General features: G+C 74.5%; 15 protein-coding genes. 7 read left to right on the top strand and 8 right to left on the bottom strand.

Annotated features, from left to right (window positions below; all coding sequences use genetic code 11):
• Nucleotides 1-215: 215 nt before the first annotated feature.
• On the top strand, nt 216-1,916 hold the full coding sequence (locus ACIQVZ_RS21010) for a DUF885 domain-containing protein (protein ID WP_402451933.1): 1,701 nt from the start codon (nt 216-218) through the stop codon (nt 1,914-1,916).
• 95 nt (nt 1,917-2,011) lie between these two features.
• Here ACIQVZ_RS21010 and ACIQVZ_RS21005 read toward each other — a convergent pair whose 3' ends face one another.
• From ACIQVZ_RS21005 to ACIQVZ_RS20985, 5 genes are all read right to left on the bottom strand, one after another.
• Nucleotides 2,012-2,482, bottom strand: a complete 471-nt coding sequence (locus ACIQVZ_RS21005) for an SAM-dependent methyltransferase (protein ID WP_350884046.1) — start codon at nt 2,480-2,482, stop codon at nt 2,012-2,014.
• 110 nt (nt 2,483-2,592) lie between these two features.
• The gene (nadE, locus tag ACIQVZ_RS21000; RefSeq protein ID WP_402451931.1) at nt 2,593-3,426 is read right to left on the bottom strand and encodes an ammonia-dependent NAD(+) synthetase; all 834 of its coding nucleotides are present in this window, start codon (nt 3,424-3,426) and stop codon (nt 2,593-2,595) included.
• 110 nt (nt 3,427-3,536) lie between these two features.
• Nucleotides 3,537-5,450, bottom strand: a complete 1,914-nt coding sequence (gene ftsH, locus ACIQVZ_RS20995; protein WP_402451929.1) for an ATP-dependent zinc metalloprotease FtsH — start codon at nt 5,448-5,450, stop codon at nt 3,537-3,539.
• A 116-nt stretch (nt 5,451-5,566) separates the two neighbouring features.
• Nucleotides 5,567-6,172: a DsbA family protein gene (locus ACIQVZ_RS20990; RefSeq protein WP_350883954.1), complete on the bottom strand. Its 606-nt coding sequence runs from the start codon at nt 6,170-6,172 to the stop codon at nt 5,567-5,569.
• Between the two features lie 70 nt (nt 6,173-6,242).
• Nucleotides 6,243-7,838: an alpha/beta hydrolase gene (locus ACIQVZ_RS20985; RefSeq protein ID WP_402451927.1), complete on the bottom strand. Its 1,596-nt coding sequence runs from the start codon at nt 7,836-7,838 to the stop codon at nt 6,243-6,245.
• A gap of 242 nt (nt 7,839-8,080) precedes the next feature.
• On the opposite strand from ACIQVZ_RS20985, the gene ACIQVZ_RS20980 reads away from it, so the two are divergent.
• Nucleotides 8,081-8,461 (top strand): PadR family transcriptional regulator, encoded by a 381-nt coding sequence (locus tag ACIQVZ_RS20980; protein WP_350883950.1) that lies wholly within the window; start codon nt 8,081-8,083, stop codon nt 8,459-8,461.
• On the top strand, nt 8,458-9,063 hold the full coding sequence (locus ACIQVZ_RS20975) for an HAAS signaling domain-containing protein (protein ID WP_402451924.1): 606 nt from the start codon (nt 8,458-8,460) through the stop codon (nt 9,061-9,063). Before ACIQVZ_RS20980 ends, ACIQVZ_RS20975 begins: the two co-directional genes overlap by 4 nt.
• Before the next feature lie 257 nt (nt 9,064-9,320).
• Here ACIQVZ_RS20975 and ACIQVZ_RS20970 read toward each other — a convergent pair whose 3' ends face one another.
• The gene (locus ACIQVZ_RS20970; RefSeq protein WP_402451922.1) at nt 9,321-10,241 is read right to left on the bottom strand and encodes a polysaccharide lyase; all 921 of its coding nucleotides are present in this window, start codon (nt 10,239-10,241) and stop codon (nt 9,321-9,323) included.
• Between the two features lie 319 nt (nt 10,242-10,560).
• Here ACIQVZ_RS20970 and ACIQVZ_RS20965 point away from each other — a divergent pair, with 319 nt between their 5' ends.
• Together ACIQVZ_RS20965 and ACIQVZ_RS20960 are read left to right on the top strand one after the other, a co-directional pair.
• A complete protein-coding gene (locus tag ACIQVZ_RS20965) occupies nt 10,561-10,932 on the top strand; it encodes a YciI family protein (RefSeq protein WP_402451920.1) in 372 nt (123 codons plus the stop codon).
• A complete protein-coding gene (locus ACIQVZ_RS20960; protein ID WP_350883942.1) occupies nt 10,929-12,149 on the top strand; it encodes a sigma-70 family RNA polymerase sigma factor in 1,221 nt (406 codons plus the stop codon). Before ACIQVZ_RS20965 ends, ACIQVZ_RS20960 begins: the two co-directional genes overlap by 4 nt.
• 64 nt (nt 12,150-12,213) lie before the next feature.
• Here ACIQVZ_RS20960 and ACIQVZ_RS20955 read toward each other — a convergent pair whose 3' ends face one another.
• On the bottom strand, nt 12,214-12,876 hold the full coding sequence (locus ACIQVZ_RS20955) for a DUF6461 domain-containing protein (protein ID WP_402451917.1): 663 nt from the start codon (nt 12,874-12,876) through the stop codon (nt 12,214-12,216).
• 185 nt (nt 12,877-13,061) lie between these two features.
• Nucleotides 13,062-14,498: a purine-cytosine permease family protein gene (locus tag ACIQVZ_RS20950; RefSeq protein ID WP_402451915.1), complete on the bottom strand. Its 1,437-nt coding sequence runs from the start codon at nt 14,496-14,498 to the stop codon at nt 13,062-13,064.
• A gap of 71 nt (nt 14,499-14,569) precedes the next feature.
• Here ACIQVZ_RS20950 and ACIQVZ_RS20945 point away from each other — a divergent pair, with 71 nt between their 5' ends.
• The gene (locus ACIQVZ_RS20945; protein ID WP_402451913.1) at nt 14,570-15,202 is read left to right on the top strand and encodes a TetR/AcrR family transcriptional regulator; all 633 of its coding nucleotides are present in this window, start codon (nt 14,570-14,572) and stop codon (nt 15,200-15,202) included.
• Nucleotides 15,203-15,250: 48 nt separating this feature from the next.
• Nucleotides 15,251-16,885, top strand: coding sequence for an amidohydrolase (locus tag ACIQVZ_RS20940; protein ID WP_402451910.1), 1,635 nt, complete (start codon nt 15,251-15,253; stop codon nt 16,883-16,885).
• Nucleotides 16,886-16,952: the final 67 nt, after the last annotated feature.

Genomic DNA, 16,952 nt, shown 5'->3' with positions numbered 1-16,952 from the left:
AGCTGGCGGATGGCACAGGCAGCAGGGGCAGCCCGGTCAGCGGGGTCACTGGACGGTCGGATCGCCCTGGTCGCGGCGGCGCCACCGGGCGCCGGGGAGAACCCCTTTCCCCGCGCCGCGTATTGACCGCGCCGCCGCCGACTCCGAATAATCGGCGCCACCGGGGCGCCCAGGCAACCCTCGTCACTCTGACCACACCGGACCGGGGAGCGCGCATGACCGACCAACCGCACCACGACGAACCCGCCGCGCTCACCGCCCCCACCGCACTCGCCGCCCTGGCCGAGGAGTACTTCGCCGCCGAGAACGCCCACGCCCCGTTCGACGCGACCCTGAGCGGGGTCGAGGGCTACGCCCACGAGGTGCCCGACCCGTCCCGCGCGGCCGCGCTGCGCCACCGGGACGCGCTGGCGGGCTTCGGGGCGCGACTGGCCGCGATCCCGGTGGACGCGCTGGCCGGCGAGGACCTGGTCACCCACCGCGTGCTCGGGCGGCTGATCGACAACGGCACCGGCCGGATCACCCACGGGCTGGGTGACTTCAGCATCTCGGCGACCATCACCGCGCCCCAGAACGAGGCCTTCACCTCGCTCGCCATGACCTCCGTCGACCAGGAGGGCGCCGACGCGTACCTGGAGCGGCTGGCCGGCCTGCCGGGCTACTTCGACGCCGCCCTGCAGCTCCACCTGGACGCCGCCGCCGAGGGCCGCACGCCCCTGCGCAGCGGCGTCGACGCCGCCCTCGACCAGCTCGACGCCTACCTGGTCGCCGGCCCGGACGACGACCAGGTGCTGCGCGCGCTGCACGGCCGCCCGGAGTTCGACCGGGGCCGGGTGATCGTCCTCGACGGCGTGCGCCCGGCCGTGGCCCGCTACCGGGCCGGCCTGGCCCAGCGGCTGGCCGCGGACGCCCGGCCGGACGACCGGGCCGGGGTCTGCCACGTGCCCGGCGGCGCCGAGGGCTACGCCGACGCCGTCACGCGCTACACCCGGCCCGGGCTCACCCCGGAGGAGGTCCACCGGATCGGCCTGGACACCCTGGCGCAGCTGCGCGAGGAGTTCGCCGAGCTGGGCGGCAAGGTGCTCGGCATCACCGGCCCCGACGCCGTGCTGGCCGCGCTGCGGGAGGACCGCGCGCTGCGCTTCGACAGCGCCGGGGAGATCATCGCCCTGGTCGACGCGGCGCTGGAGCGCGCCCGCCGCGCCTCGGCCGACTACTTCCGGGCCTACCCGATCGCCGACTGCGTGACCCGGGAGATCGACCCGATCGAGGCGGAGACCGGGCCGCTGGCCTACTACCAGCCGCCGGGCCCGGGCGGCCTGCCCGGCACCCACTGGATCAACACGCTGCGCCCGCAGTCCAGGTTCAGGTACGAGTACGAGGCGATCGCCTTCCACGAGAGCGTGCCCGGCCACCACCTGCAGATCGCCGTCGCCCAGACGCTGCACCACCTGCCGGAGTTCCGGCGCCGGCCGAGCGGCCAGCTGACCGCCCACGTCGAGGGCTGGGGCCTGTACACCGAGCGGCTCGCGGACGAGATGGGGCTGTACAGCTCGGACCTCTCCCGTTTCGGCATGCTGTCGCTCGACGCGCTGCGGGCCGTGCGCCTGGTCGTGGACACCGGGCTGCACCACTACGGCTGGTCCCGAGAGCGGGCGATCGCCTTCATGCGGGACAACACGGCCACCACCGAGGCCAACGTCCGCAACGAGATCGACCGCTACCTCGCCTGGCCGGGCCAGGCGACCGCGTACCTGATCGGCCGCCGGGAGATCGTCCGGCACCGCGAGCGCGCGCAGGCCGCGCTGGGCGGCCGGTTCGACATCCGGGAGTTCCACCACCAGCTGATCGGGCACGGCAGCCTGCCGCTGGGAGTGCTGGACACGCTGGTCACGGACTGGATCGCGACGCAGTAGGGCCCGCCGCCGCGGGGCGTACGGCTGCGGGGCGGGGGCCCCGCCCCGCAGCGGCACGCGGCCAGAAGCCGACTCGGCGTCAGTTCGTCCCGGTGTCAGTTCGTCCCGGCGTCGTAGTAGGCGCGCATCAGCTCCGCCGACCAGGCGGGCTGGCTGACCTCGCCACGCGGGCCGAACTCGGCCAGGTAGGGCTTGATGTCGAGCACCGGCGTACCGGCCACCGCGTCCAGCCCGGTCACGTGCAGGTCCAGGCCGTCCACCCGGACCAGCCGGCAGCGCGAGACGCCGAGCCGGTTGGGGCGGTTCTTGCCGCGCTGGGCGAAGATGCCGACCAGCGGCCAGTCCGGGTTGCCGCGCGGGCGCCGGGCCCCGGTCTCCACCTTGTCGGCGGGCACCCGGTCGAAGTGGTACACGATCTCCAGGTGCGAGAAGTCCGCCAGCCCGTACAGCGCCTCCTCACCGAACTGCGCGCCGTCCAGCCGGATCACCGCGCCGACGCTCCCCCAGTCGTCGTCCCTGACCTCCTCCCGGCCGCCGACCACCCACGCCACCGGACGCGACGTCACCTCGTCCACGCTGTCCTCCCTCGATGTCGAACGCCTGTTCCCCGTACCGTAGCCGTGCTCCCGCCCGGGTCGTCGGCGGGGCCAGCGACGGCGCCGCCCCCGCCCGGCCCCTACGCCGGGGTGGCGGGCGGGCGGCGCTTGTGCTCGGTGCGGCGGTAGTGGCCGAGGACGGTGCGGAAGACCTCCTCGCTCACCGGCCGCTCCTCCAGGAAGTCGTCCAGGGCCTCGTAGGGGACGCCGAGGGCGTCCTCGTCGGGGCGGCCGGGGGCGAGGTTCTCCAGGTCGGCGGTGGGCGTCTTGTGGACGAGGTCCACCGGGGCCCCCAAGGCCTCGGCCAGGGAGCGGACCTGACGCTTCGTCAGCCCGTCCAGGGGCATCACGTCGGCGGCGCCGTCGCCGTACTTGGTGAAGAAGCCGACGGCCGCCTCGGCGGCGTGGTCGGTGCCGACGACCAGGCCGCCGGTGGCGCCCGCGACCGCGTACTGGGCCACCATCCGCTGGCGGGCCTTGACGTTGCCGCGGACGAAGTCCTCGTGGGAGCGGTCGGCGAAGGTGAGGCCGGCGGACGTCAGCGCGTCGAGGGCGGCGTCGGTCGCGGGCCTGATGTCGACGGTCAGGGTCCGGTCCGGCCGGATGAAGTCGAGCGCGCGGCGGGCGTCCGCCTCGTCCGCCTGGGTGCCGTAGGGCAGCCGCATGGCGCAGAACTCGGCCGGGTGTCCGGCGGCACGCAGCCGGTCGACGGCGAGCTGGCAGAGCCGCCCGGCGGTGGTGGAGTCGACGCCGCCGCTGATGCCGAGCACCAGCGTGCGGGCGCCGGCCGCCCGGAGCTGGTCGGCGAGGAAGTCGGCCCGGCGCTCGGCCTCCCGCTCGGGGCTGGGGACGGGGGCCACCCGCAGGGTACGGGCGATCTCCCGCTGGAGGTCGGCGGACAGGGGTTCGGTCATATCGACTCCCGGGTGAAGGTGACACGGTGGGTGCCCGCCCAGGACGCTACCAGCGGGTTCGAAGCGTTCGACGAGGTGGTGGCGGTGCTGCGGCAGGCCGGGGCGGGCGCCTACGCGGGGTGCCGCAGGATGTCGAGGACGACGGCGCCGTCGACGGTCTCCTGGGCGACCAGCAGGGCGGCCAGTTCGTCGAGGTGGTGGCGGTGTTCGCGGAGCAGGTCGACGGCGCGGCGTTCGGCGCGGCGCAGCAGGCGGGCCACCGCCTCGTCGACGGCGCGCTGGGTCTGCTCGGAGTACGGACGGCGGAACAGGTCCTCGGGACCGTCGCCGAGGTAGTTCGGGGAGCCGCTGGAGTAGCCGACCGGGCCGAGTTCCGGGGAGAGGCCGAATTCGCGGACCATCCGGGTGGCGACGCCGGTGGCGTGGGCGAGGTCGTTGGCGGCGCCGGTGGAGCCCTCGCCGAAGACCACCAGCTCGGCCGCCCGCCCGCCGAGCTGGACGGTGATCAGGTCGGTGAGGTAGCCCTCGGTGTACAGGTGGCGTTCCGCTTCGGGGAGTTGTTCGGTCGCGCCGAGGGCGACGCCGGCCGGGAGGATGGTCACCTTGGCGACGGGGTCGGCGTGTTCGCAGAGCGCGGCGGTCAGGGCGTGCCCGGACTCGTGGACGGCGACGGCGTGGCGTTCCTCGGGCAGCAGCGCGTTGGAGGAGTCCCGGCGGCCGAGCAGGACGCGGTCTCGGGCGGCGTCGAGGTCGTCGGCGGTGAGGGTGGCGCGGTCGGCGCGGACGGCGTTGATGGCGGCCTCGTTGACCAGGTTGGCGAGGTCGGCACCGGAGAAGCCCGGTGTGCCGCGGGCGATGCGGTTGAGGTCGGCATCGGGGGCGAGGGTCTTGCCGCGGACGTGGACGGCGAGGATCGCGGCCCGTTCCGCCTGGTTGGGCAGCGGGACGGTGACCTGGCGGTCGAACCGGCCGGGGCGCAGCAGGGCCGGGTCGAGGGCGTCCGGGCGGTTGGTGGCGGCGATGACGACGATGCCGGTGGTCGGGTCGAAGCCGTCCATCTCGGAGAGCAGCTGGTTGAGGGTCTGCTCGCGCTCGTCGTTGCCGCCGAGCCGGGTGCCGCCCGCGCGGCGGCCGCCGACGGCGTCGATCTCGTCGATGAAGATGATGGACGGCGCGCGTTTGCGGGCCTCGTCGAAGAGGTCGCGGACGCGGGAGGCGCCGACGCCGACGAACATCTCGACGAAGCCGGAGCCGGTCACGGAGAGGAAGGGCACCTCGGCCTCCCCGGCGACGGCCCGGGCGAGCAGGGTCTTTCCGGTGCCGGGCGGGCCGACCATGATCACCCCGCGCGGGCCCTTGGCGCCGGCGGCGGCGTAGCGTTCGGGGCTGCGCAGGAAGTCGACCACCTCGCTGACCTCCTGCTTGACGCCCTCGTACCCGGCGACGTCGGCGAAGCGGGTGGCGGGCCGCTCGGCCTCGATGATCTTGGCGCGGGAGCGGCCGATGGCGCTCAGGCCGCCGCCGAGCGAGCGGGCGGCCATCCGGCCGGACCACAGGAACAGCCCGCCGAAGAGCAGCAGCGGCAGGAACAGCAGCAGCGTCGACCAGATCGAGCTGCCGCCGCCGCGGCTGGCGGTGATGTCGACGTGCTGGCCGGCCAGCTCGCCGCTGAGCTGGGAGGTGTCCAGGGCGGTCGGGATCTGGCTGGTGAAGTGCGTGCCGTCCTTGAGGGTGCCGGTGACCCCGCCGGTGTCGGTGATGTCCACGGTCCGCACCTGGCCGGCGCCGACCCGGTTGAGGAAGTCGGTGTAGCCGTAGGTGGCGCCGGTCGAGCCGGAGCGCGAGAACAGGATGAGCAGCAGCAGGGTCACCAGGACGGCGACGGGCAGCAGCCAGCGGCGCATCGCGGGCGCAGGCGGCTTGGGCGGCGGGCCGCCGGGGGTGCGGGGCCGCCCGGGGCCCCCGCCCGGGGGCGGCGGGGTCGCGGGGTGGCGGGCGGCGCGCAGCCGGACTCGGGTGATCATCCACGCTCACCGCCTCTCCGTCGCCGGGCCTTCCTCTCCATGGTGGGGCGAGAAGGGCCCGGACGGGAGGTCCAGGACGAACCGGCCGGCCCCGGCGCGGGGGCCGGCCGGGGCCGTCAGGAGAAGTCGAGCGAGCCGGTCCGGGTCCGCTTGAGCTCGAAGAAGTTCGGGTAGCCGGCCAGCAGCCGCACCCCGTCGAAGACCCGGACGGCGTCCTCGCCGCGCGGGATGGCGGTCAGCACCGGGCCGAAGAAGGCGACGCCGTCGACGTGGATGGTCGGTGTGCCGACCTCCTCGCCGACCGGGTCCATGCCCTCGTGGTGGCTCTTGCGCAGCGCGACGTCGTACGCCGTGCTGTCGGCCGCGGCGGCGAGTTCCTCCGGCAGCCCGGCCGCGACCAGGGCCTCCCGGATGACGGCGTCGTCGGCGGGCCGGTCCTGGTCGTGCAGGCGGGTGCCGAGTTCGGTGTACAGGTCGCGCAGCACGTGCTCGCCGTGCTGTTCGGCGGCGGCGATGCAGACCCGGACGGGGCCCCAGCCGGTGGTCATCAGGCGCTGGTAGCGCTCGGGCAGGTCGGTGCGGCCCTCGTTGAGGACGGACAGGCTCATCACCCGGAAGGTGAGGTCGAGCTCGCGGTGGCGCTCGACCTCCAGGATCCACCGGGAGGTGATCCAGGCGAACGGGCAGATCGGATCGAAGTAGAAATCGACTTTGGTGGTCACGGTGAAGAGCCTAGGCGCCGAGTGGACCACCTTCCAGGGCCAATCGATCACCGTCGTGGTGGGCCACTTCTCAGCTGCAGGTCTTCCCGTCGGCCGGCACGGTGCCGTCCAGCAGGTAGGCGTCCACGGCCTGCTTCAGGCACGGGTCGCCGGTGTTGTAGCCGCCGTGGCCCTCGCCCTGGAGGGTGACGCTGACGCCGACGCCCGGGCCGAGCTGCTGCGCCATCGCGTGGGCGCCCTCGACCGGGGTGGCCGGGTCTCCGGTGGTGCCGACCACCAGGATCGGGGCCGCGCCGGCGGCGGAGACGTCCGGGTGGTCGGCCTTGCCCGGCACCGGCCAGCCGGTGCAGCTCGTCAGGCCCCAGGCGGAGTAGGGGCCGAACACCGGGGAGGCGTCGCGGAACTGCGGCAGTTGCTGTTCGACGTCCTGGTCGGAGTAGCGCTGCCGGGCGTCCACGCAGTTGATCGCCCGGTTGGCGGCGCTCAGGTTGGTGTAGCGCCCCTGCGGGTCGCGCCCGAACATCGCGTCGGAGAGTTCGAGCAGGGTGTTGCCGGTGCCCTGCTGCATCGCCTCGGTGAGCCCGGCGGCCAGGACGGGCCAGGTCTCCTCGCTGTACAGGGCCGCGGCGATGCCGGTGACGGCCAGGGTCTCGGTGAGCTGCCGCCCGCCGGTGGTGGGCAGCGGGGACTGCTCCAGCTTCTGCAGCAGCGCCGTGACCGCCGCCGTGCCCTCGACGCCGCCGGCACCCGTCGGGCAGGCGGCGGCCTCCTCGGCGGCGCAGGCCTTCATGAAGTTGTCGAACGCGAGCTGGAAGCCCTGGGCCTGGCCGAGCGCGGCCTGCTGCGGGTCCTTCGTCGGGTCGACGACCGAGTCCAGGACGATCCGGCCGACCTCCTGCGGGAACAGGTGCGCGTAGACGCCGCCGAGCTGGGTGCCGTAGCTGATGCCGAAGTAGTAGAGCTTCTCGTCGCCGAGCACCTGCCGCATCAGGTCGAGGTCGCGGGCGGCGCTCTCGGTGTCCACGTAGGGCAGCACCGGACCGGAGTTGTGCTCGCAGGCGGCGGTGAACTGCGCGTTGCTGGCGTCCAGCGCCTTCACCGCGTCGGGGGTCCCGGGGGTGTTGTCGATCTCCAGGCTGGCGTCCATCGCCTTGTCGTCCAGGCAGCTCACCCCGGCGCTGGCGCCGACCCCGCGGGGGTCGAAGCTCACCAGGTCGTAGCGGGCGTTGAGGGAGGCGTAGTCGGCGGCGAGGGAGGGCAGCGTGGCGACGCCGGAGGCGCCGGGGCCGCCGAAGTTGAACAGCAGCGAGCCGATCCGGTGCTTCTCGTCCTTCGCCCGGCTCCGGATCATGGCCAGGTCGATGGTCGGGCCGTCCGGCTTGCCGTGGTCGAGCGGCGCCTTGAGGGTGGCGCACTGCCAGTCACCGGCGGGCGCGGTGCCGCTGCCCTGCGCGGGGCTGGGGGCCGAGCAGGCCTGCCAGTCGAGCCGCTGGGCCGCGAGTCCGGTCGCGGACGCGGCGGGCGAAGCGGGTGAGCCGGGCGGGGAGGCCGGGGAGGTCGGTGCGGGCTCGACGGCGGAGCGGGCGTCGCCCTGGCAGCCGGCGGCGGAAGCGAGCAGCAGCACGGCCAGGCCGAAAGCGCCGGCGCCGCGGACGACGGTGTGCATGGAGCGGTCCACCTCTCGGGTTGCCGGGCGCGCCCCGGCAGACGGCGGGGCGGCGTGCGCCCCGGCGCTCGGCACGGTCAACGCATCACAGACCCTAGGGGTGGCCAGGCGGTCACGCCCGTCGGAAGGCCCCGCCGGGGGGCGTGCGCCGGTCCGGCTGCCACCCGCCGTCCGGGTGAGGTGCTCCTGCGGCCCTCGTCCGGATCGCCCACTACCTGGCGTCGCATGCTATCTTGCATCGCATGGTACCTGGCATCACACACCACGACGGCGACGCCGGTACGGCCGACGGACCGGTGGCGACGCAGCTGCGCAAGGGCGTACTGGAGTACTGCGTCCTGGCGCTGCTGCGGGACGGCCCCCGGTACGGGGTGGAACTGCTGCAGGAGCTCGGCCGGTTCCCGATGCTGGCGACCAGCCAGGGCACCATCTACCCCCTGCTGTCCCGGCTGCGCCGGGCCGGCCTCGCCGACACCTTCCTGCGCGACTCGGCCAGCGGCCCGTCCCGCCGGTACTACACGCTCACCGACGCCGGCCGCAGCGCACTGGAGGAGTTCACCACGCTGTGGCCCGCCTTCCGCGAAACCGTCGACCACGTCCTGGCCCCGGGAGAGAACCCGTGAACAACCCCATCGAGCACCCCCTGGTCCGCGCCCACCTGGACGCGGTCGCCCGGTACACCGCCCCGCTGCCCGAGCAGCGCCGCCGCGAACTGCTCGCGGACCTGCGCGAGCACGTCGAGGTCTCGCTCGCCGAGAGCGACCCCGCCGACGAGGCCGCCGTCCGGCGGGTCCTGGAGCAGCTGGGCAGCCCCCGGCAGATCGCCGACGCCGCGCTCGACGAGGTGGGCGGCACCCGACCGGAGCCGGAGAGCCGCGGCCGCACCGTCCGCACCCTGGTCTTCGCGGTGCTGCCGGTTCCGCTGTCGTTCGTCCCGGTCATCGGGCCCCCGCTCGCGCTGGCCGCCGCCGTCATCGCCGCGAGCAGGGTCTGGCGGTCCACGCAGTGGAGCCGCCGGGAGAAGCGGCTGGCGGCCCTGCTGCTGCTCTCCCCCCTCCTGCTCACTCCGCTGGCCGCCGTCGTCGCCGCCGTCGCGTCCCCGGTCGGCCTGACCGCGGCCGCCGTCCTCGCCGCCTGCGTGGTGGGCTTCTGCCCCGCCCTGCTCGCGGCGTTCTTCCTGGCCCGCTCCGCCGCCCGGCTGCGCAACGCCGCACTCGTGGCCTGAACCGGCTTCATCGACAAGCACTGACGCTTCGCCGGCCCCCCTGGCGATGCCGGAGACCGCCCCCGAATACAAGGGGGGCGGTCTCCGCACGTCGGAAGCTGATGTCTTGCGCGTGTTTCACCGTCAAATCCGTTTCGGATCAGGGCGGTTCATGCGGTAGACGGAAACCCGCACACCGTGTGCGGACCTGAAGGACCCGAACCTCCTCCCCGTACGGCGAACCGGCCCTCACCGTGACGGCGACGGCCGGCTGACGGTCAGTGCTGGACGCCGGAGGACAGCGAGAAGTCCGCGAAGTAGGCGCGCTGGGTGCTCGCCGGGCCCCAACTGGTGTCGTGCCCACCGTAGAAGGTGGAGAAGAACACGCCGCCGAAGGGGATCCCGCCGATGCCCGAGGCCACCCCGCGCGCCGCGTAGACCTGGCGGCCGTCGTACCAGACGGTGACGTCCCCGGTGCCGCGGTCGACCAGCTGCTCGACGCTGTGCCACGCGCCGTCGGCCTGGAAGCGCCAGTCACCGAGCCCCTCGTCGACCCCGTAGCCGGTCGGGCCGGAGTTGGTCGGGGTGTAGAGGTAGACCTCGCCGTTGTCCGGCACGCCCTTGGCGCCGCGCCACATGTAGCGCGTCGACCAGCCCGCGCCGTGGTTGCCGCCCGACTCCTCGCCGATCTTGCCGCCGTACAGCCCGGGCAGCTTCCCCGCCTTGCCCCAGTCCCGGCCGGCCGGGAACTTGAGGGAGTACTTCAGGTCCAGCGTCCGGCCCTGGGCCAGGGCGGACAGGCCCAGGCTGGTCAGATCCGTGTAGAACTGGCCGCCGCCCGGATTCGGGCAGTCGGTGCACTGGTTGGAGGAGGACCCGGCGCCGTAGGTGACCTGGAGCGCCGAGCCGCCCCCGGGAGCGGCCGGGTCGTCGACCGCGCTCAGGTCCGAGCCGCCCCACGTCCCCTGGCCGACCGCGCCCCAGACGTGCTTCCACTGGTCCGTCCCGTAGCCGCGGAACTGGCCGGTCCAGGCCGCCTTCCCGCTCGCCACCGCGGCCGACGCGGCTCCCCTCGCTGCCTCGGACCCCGAGGCGGCCGGCGCGGCGATCGAGGCCGCGGCGGGCGACGCCGACGGGGCGCAGGCGGCCAGGGCGGCGGCCGCGAGCACCGCTCCGAACACACGACGAGTGCTTTTCATGACTGCCCCTCCTGACGGGACCGGGCCGGGACGGCCCACCCGCTCCATGTGACGCTCCGCCACCGGGTCACAGTAGCGGCGCCCGATGTGACGTGACCATCGCACTCCCGGGCGATGGCGGGACTGTTCCCGGCCCCGGCCCTCCCGGTACGGGCCATGCGGAGATGTGGGGTGCGGGGTGCGGGGTGCGGGGTGCGGGGTGGCGATGCGGCCGCGAGGATTCCTCCGAACGTCCGGCGGAGGACGTCAAGACCGCGGCGACGGCTCCGACCACCGGTCGAGGAGCCCAGCCGGGCCCGCGAACCACGAGGAGCACGAGATGAAGTTCCTGATCAGCCTGCACATCAACCCGGCCGTGATGGACGCGCTGACCGACGAGGAGAAGGCGGCGATCGGCCACGGCCACGGCGAGTTCATCGAGGCGCTGAAGGCGTCCGGCGAGCTGATCACCACCCAGGCACTGGCCGATCCGGCCCAGGCCGCCGTGGTGACCGTGCGCAACGGCCAGCCGGTGGTGACCGACGGCCCGTTCCTGGAGGCCAAGGAGTACCTGGGCGGCTTCTACCTGATCGACTGCGAGGACAAGGAGCGGGCGATCGAGCTGGCGGCGCTGATCCCGGACACCGCGATCGAGGGCCTGGGGGTCGAGGTGCGGCAGGTGATGTTCGCCGACGGACACTTGGAGGCATGACAGCACCGGATTTCGAGGACCTGCTGCGTGCGCTCACGCCGCAGGTCCTCGGCACCCTGGTTCGCCGGTACGGCCGGTTCGAAGGGTGCGAGGACGCCGTCCAGGAGGCCGTCCTCGCCGCCACCGTGCAGTGGCCGTCCGAGGGCAGGCCCGACAATCCGCACGGCTGGCTGGTGACCGTCGCCGCCCGGCGGCTCATCGACCAGCTGCGCCGCGACCGCGCGCGCCGCGAACGGGAGTCGGCGACGGCCGCCGAGGTGGTGCCGCCGGAGGTGCCGGACACCGACGACACGCTCGTCCTGCTGTTCCTGTGCTGCCATCCGACGCTCACCGCGGCCTCCCGGACCGCCCTGACGCTGCGGGCGGTCGGCGGTCTGACCACCGCCGAGATCGCCCGCGCGTTCCTGGTGCCGGAGGCCACCATGGCGGCCAGGATCAGCCGGGCCAAGCAGCGCATCAGGGCCGCCGGCAGCTCGTTCGCCCTGCCGGACGGCGCGGAGCGCGAGGAACGGCTGCGGGTCGTGCTGCACGTGCTCTACCTGATCTTCAACGAGGGCTACACCGCCACCTCCGGACCGGAGTTGCACCGCCCCGACCTCGCGCGCGAGGCCATCCGGTTGACCAGGACGGTGCACGCGCAGCTGCCCCGGGACGACGAGGTGACCGGGCTGCTCGCACTGATGCTGCTGACCCACGCCCGCCGGGAGGCGCGGACCACCCCGGCCGGCGACCTGGTGCCGCTGGACGAGCAGGACCGCAAGGCCTGGGACCGCGCGCTGATCGACGAGGGCGTCGGGCTCGTCGAGGCGGCGCTGGCCGGCCCGACCCTGGGGCCCTACCAGTTGCAGGCCGCCATCGCGGCCACGCACGCCGACGCGGCCACCGCCGAGGAGACCGACTGGCCCCAGGTGCACGCCCTCTACCTGATCCTGGAACGGATCGCACCCAACCCGATGGTCACCCTCAACCGGGCGGTCGCCCTCGCCGAGACCGACGGCCCGGCCGCCGGACTGGCCCTGCTGTCCGCTCTGGACGGTGACGGGCGGATGGCCGGGCACCACCGGCTGCTGTCCGTCCGGGCGCACCTGCTGGAGAAGGCCGGCGACCCGGCCGGCGCCCACGAGCACTACCGGCGCGCCGCGAAGGCCACCGCCAGCCTCGCCGAGCGGCGCTACCTGGAGGCCCGGGCCGGCCGGACCAGGCCACGTTCCGACTGAACACGCGTCCGGGGCATCCAAAACGTCCGGCCCGCGGCCCGGGCGGGCCCGGGGCCGGTCGGGCTCAACGGCCCTGCGGCTCCATCCCCGGCCTGCCCCGCACCGCGTACGCCGGCAGCCGCAGCTCGCCGAGGACGGCCCGGGGCAGGCTCAGCCCGAACCGCCGCCCGACCACGCCGAGGGTGCGGCGGCGGACGGCCGCGGGCGGCTCGCCCCCGGGGCCGCGGGTGATCCCGTCGGACTCCAGGACACCCGCGGCGACCAGCTCGGGGACGAGCAGGTCGGGCTCCCGGCCCCAGCGCCAGCGCTCCTCGGCGAGACCGAACCCGCACAGCACGGCGCCGTCGCGGGCGTAGTCGAGCAGCGCGGGCGGGTGGTCCGGCATCGGGCGGAAGTGGACCACCTCGACCCCGTCGCGCGCTATCTCGGTGAGCCGTTCGCCGCCGGTGGAGTCGCCGTACTCGACCGCGAAGGACCAGTCACCGGACTCGCCGACCCGGATCACGCCGTCGCCGTCGTCGCTCGGGCGGAACACCTCGATGTCGAGGTCCCACACCTCGGTGCCGCTGAGCGGCCCGGCCGCGGCGGCCGGATCGGCGCCCATCCGGCGGGCGAGCTCCTGCGGCGGTATCCCCCGGGCGAACAGGACGCCGTCGACGGAGCACCCGGCGTCCGCGAGCCACCGGATGCCCTCCTCGCCCCCCGCCCTCTTGGTACCGTCCGTCATGACGCCCCCTCACCTCGCGGCCGGCCCGCGTGGCCGGGCCGCCGGTCCGCACCCTAACGGACGCCACTGACACTGATACTGCTGACCGGTCCCCGGTGGCGCCCCGGCCGGGCGCCCTCAGCGCCCTTCGGAGGCGGGGCAGTTCGCCGGGGCCGCCGGGTGGCCGCGCTCAGGCGCTCAGGCACTCAGACACCCCGACGCCCCGGTGTCCCCCGCACCAGCACCGCGTACACCGCCGCCGCGACGACCATGCCGACCGGCAGCGCGAGGTCCGCGCCGACGAGCGCGGCCACCGGCCCGGTGTAGAGGGTGTCCACGCAGAGCGCGGCGCCGGCCACCCCGGCCGCGAGGGCGAGCGCGCCGGCCGGGTTGACGCCCGCCCGGTACCAGAAGGGGCTGCCCGGGCTCTCGTCCGTGAGCGCGCGGCCGTCGTAGCGGTTGCGGCGCAGCAGGATGTCGGTGGCGTAGATCGCGGTGCTGGGACCGAGCAGGACGACGGTCAGCTGGAGCACGTTGCTGACGGTGTCGAGGAAGTTGGAGACCAGCAGCGCGTACAGCGTGAGGCAGACGGCGACGGTGCCGTCGACGAGCACGCTGAGCGTGCGGCGGATCCGGATGCCGACGGCTTGCAGGGCGAGGCCGGCGCTGTAGGCGGTGAGCGCGTTGACCGCGATCGTGCCGACGACCAGGGCGAGCAGGAAGACCGGGTCGAACCAGCCGGGCAGGATCCGCTGGAGGGCGGCCTGCGGGTCCGTCATGTCGACGGCGCCGGCGGCGAGTACGCCCAGCCCGCCGACCGCGACGCTGGGCAGGAAGCCGCCGAGGGCGGTCCAGCCGAGGACGGCACGGGGGGAGGTGGTGTGCGGGAGGTAGCGGGAGAAGTCGGCGCTGGTGGTGTAGGACAGCGGGCCGGAGGCGATCAGGGTGACGCCGGCCAGGACGGCGGACCACAGGCGGGCGCCGGAGAGCGGTTCGGCGGGCGTGTAGCCGAAGTCGGCGTGCCGGAGCACCGCGTACCCGACGACGGCGAAGGCGGCGGCGAGCACCAAGGTGATCGGCAGGTAGAGCCGGAGGATCGCGGCGTGGCCGTAGACGCTGATGGTGAGCGTCACCACGACGATGGCCACCACGATGGCGATCTTGATCGGGGTGGTCGGGGTGATCCCGGCCTGCTCGGCGAGCGAGAACGCGGCGACGGCGGCCGCGGCGAGGTTGAGCGCGAAGTAGCAGACGGAGATCATCCAGCCGGTGACGGCGTTGTTCACGCGGTTGCCGAGGACGCCGTACATGGCGCGGGTGATGACCTCGCTGGGCGCGCCCGCGGCCGGTCCGGAGACCGCCAGCAGGCCGGTGCCCAGCCAGAACAGGTTGCCGACGACGACCACCGCGAACGCCTGGGGCAGGTCGAGCCCGGCCAGGACGAGGGTGCCGCCGACGACCAGGTTGAGGTAGTTGACGCTGGCCGCCGCCCAGACGGGGAAGAGTTCGCGGGCGCGGCCGCGCCGTTCGGTCTCGGGGATGTGGTCGATGCCGTGGACCTCGACCCGGCCGGCCCGCTCCTGCTGGAGCGGCGCGGCGGCGCGGGTGTCGGGGTGGGGGTGGTCCGGGAGCGTGGACGCCATTGGGGGCCCTCCGTGGGGGTGTCGTGCCCACCTGCTTGCTTATTGGTCGCACACTCAATAGCATCCGGCACATGACGTCAAGCGTTCAGCGCAAACGGGTCCGCAAATCCGCCGACGACCGGCGGGCGGAGATCGTCGAGGCGGCGGCCGCCGTCGCCCTCACCGAGGGCCTGGAGTGCATCACGCTGCGCAGGATCGCCGAGCAGCTCGACGTCCGACCCGGTCTGATCAGCCACTACTTCCCCGCCGTCGAGGACCTCGTCGCCGAGGCCTTCGGCAGCGCCGCCACCGCCGAACTGGAGACGCTGCTGCCCGCCGACCCGCACGACGGGTCGCCGCTGCACCACCTCGCACGGTTCTTCGCCCGCGCCACCGGGCCGGCCTACGACGACATGAGCCGGCTCTGGATCAACGCCCGCCACCTCAGCCGCTACCGGCCCGTCCTGCGCGGCCGGGTCCTGGAGCAGCAGGCCGGCTGGCGCGGACGGCTCGGCGGCGTCATCGAGGCGGGCGCCACCCAGGGCGAGTTCCGCACCGAGGACGCCGATGTGGCGGCCCTTCAGATCCTGGTCGTGATCGACGGTCTCGCCGCCCACGCCAACACCGGCCTGCGCGACCACCCTTCCGCCGTCACCCGGCTCGCCGTGGTCACCGCCGAACGTGAACTCGGCCTGCCCAGCGGCTCCCTCACCTGGAAAGACTGACCCCTCCACCTCACAACTCCCCCACCCCGCAACACCGCTGGAGTCGATGTGCGCACGTCCCTCGTCCTCCTGTCCGCCCGCCTGCTCGACCCGGCGACCGGCGGCCCCCTCCCGCAGACCGCCCTGGCCGTCGCCGACGGCCGGATCGCCGCCCTCGGCGACGACCGCGAGATCCGCCGACTCGCCGACGCCGCCACCACGGTGGTCGACCTGAAGGGCGCCGTCGTCACCCCCGGGCTGGTCGACGGGCACCTGCACCCGGTCACCGGCGCCGAACTCACCCACGGCCTCGACCTCTCCGGCTGCACCGACCTCGCCGATGTCCGCGCCGCCCTCGCCGCCGAGGTCCGCACCCTCGCCCCCGGCGCCTGGCTGCACGCCTGGGGCCTGGACCCGAACGTCTTCGGCGACCGGCCGGTGGAATCCGCCGCGCTCGCGCCCGTCCTCGACGGCGTCCCGGCGCTGCTCCAGCTCTTCGACGCCCACTCCATGCTCGCCAGCCCGCGCGCCCTGGAACTCGCCGGCGTCGACGGCCCGCGCAGCTTCGCCCAGGCCGCCGAGGTGGTCTGCGACGCGGTCGGGCGTCCCACCGGCCTGCTGCTGGAGGACGCCGCCTGCGAACTGGTCGAACGTGCCGCCCCGCAGCCCACCCGGGCCGAACGCCGCGCCCGCCTGGCCGCCGCGCTCGCCGCCATGGCCGCCACCGGCCTCACCGGCGGACACGCGATGGACGCGAACGGCGACAGCCTCGACCTCTACACCGAACTCGACGAGGCGGGCGACCTGCCGCTGCGGCTGCGGGTCGCCCCCTGGTGCCAACCCGGCGTGGACGCGGACGGGCTGCGCGCCCTCGTCGAACAGCAGCACCGGGGCGGCCGGCTCTGGCAGGTCGACGGCGTCAAGCTGTTCATGGACGGCACCATCGACAACGGCACCGCCTGGCTGGAACGCCCGGACTGCCACGGCGAGTCCACCCACGCGTTCTGGCCCGACCCGGCGCAGTACACCCGCGTCATCGCGCACCTGCACCGCGCCGGCGTGCCGACCGCCACCCACGCCATCGGCGACGCCGCCGTCCGCCACGCGCTCGACGCCGTGGCCTCGGCGCAAGGCCCGGAGACGGCCGCCGGGGCGCGTACCGTCCGGCACCGGATCGAACACATCGAGACCGTCCCGGACTCCGTCGTGCGGCGCTTCGCCGAACTGGGCGTGATCGCCTCCATGCAGCCCACCCACTGCTGCGACTTCACCCGGGCCGACCACACCGACAACTGGTCCCGCCGCCTCGGCGAGGAGCGCGCAGACCGTGCCTGGCGCTGCCGCGACCTGTGGGACGCGGGCGCCACCGTCGTGCTCGGCTCGGACTGGCCGATCGCCCCGTACCCGCCGCTCGGCGTGCTGGCCGGCGCCCGCCACCGCCGCCCGAGCCGCGACCTGACCCAGCCGCCGCACCACCCCGGGCAGGCGCTCACCGCCCTGGAGGCGCTGCGGGCGATGACCGTCAACGCCGCGCACGCGGCCGGGGAGGAGGAGCGGGCCGGCCGGATCGCCGTCGGGCAGCGCGCCGACCTCACCGTCCTGGCCGCCGACCCGCTCACCACCCCCGCCACCGAACTGCCGGACGTCCCCGTGCTGCTCACCGTCCTGGACGGCCGCCCGACGCACCGCGCCGCCGCGCTCTGACCCACCGGGCGGAGCCCGCATCGACGCAGGTCGGGGGTTATCCCCCCGAAGAACCCGGCGGTCGGCC

The sequence above is a fragment of the Kitasatospora sp. NPDC098663 genome, assembly GCF_044760075.1.
Taxonomy (GTDB): Bacteria; Actinomycetota; Actinomycetes; order Streptomycetales; family Streptomycetaceae; genus Kitasatospora.
This window is presented reverse-complemented; position numbering and strand designations above follow the sequence as displayed.

What these genes read in the sequence shown, in the direction of transcription:
- ACIQVZ_RS21010 (WP_402451933.1), top strand. Translation starts at nt 216, where the DNA reads ATGACCGACCAACCGCACCACGACGAACCCGCCGCGCTCACCGCCCCC.
- nadE (WP_402451931.1), bottom strand. Translation starts at nt 3,426, where the DNA reads ATGACCGAACCCCTGTCCGCCGACCTCCAGCGGGAGATCGCCCGTACC.
- ftsH (WP_402451929.1), bottom strand. Translation starts at nt 5,450, where the DNA reads ATGATCACCCGAGTCCGGCTGCGCGCCGCCCGCCACCCCGCGACCCCG.
- ACIQVZ_RS20985 (WP_402451927.1), bottom strand. Translation starts at nt 7,838, where the DNA reads ATGCACACCGTCGTCCGCGGCGCCGGCGCTTTCGGCCTGGCCGTGCTG.
- ACIQVZ_RS20980 (WP_350883950.1), top strand. Translation starts at nt 8,081, where the DNA reads ATGGTACCTGGCATCACACACCACGACGGCGACGCCGGTACGGCCGAC.
- ACIQVZ_RS20970 (WP_402451922.1), bottom strand. Translation starts at nt 10,241, where the DNA reads ATGAAAAGCACTCGTCGTGTGTTCGGAGCGGTGCTCGCGGCCGCCGCC.
- ACIQVZ_RS20965 (WP_402451920.1), top strand. Translation starts at nt 10,561, where the DNA reads ATGAAGTTCCTGATCAGCCTGCACATCAACCCGGCCGTGATGGACGCG.
- ACIQVZ_RS20960 (WP_350883942.1), top strand. Translation starts at nt 10,929, where the DNA reads ATGACAGCACCGGATTTCGAGGACCTGCTGCGTGCGCTCACGCCGCAG.
- ACIQVZ_RS20955 (WP_402451917.1), bottom strand. Translation starts at nt 12,876, where the DNA reads ATGACGGACGGTACCAAGAGGGCGGGGGGCGAGGAGGGCATCCGGTGG.
- ACIQVZ_RS20950 (WP_402451915.1), bottom strand. Translation starts at nt 14,498, where the DNA reads ATGGCGTCCACGCTCCCGGACCACCCCCACCCCGACACCCGCGCCGCC.
- ACIQVZ_RS20945 (WP_402451913.1), top strand. Translation starts at nt 14,570, where the DNA reads ATGACGTCAAGCGTTCAGCGCAAACGGGTCCGCAAATCCGCCGACGAC.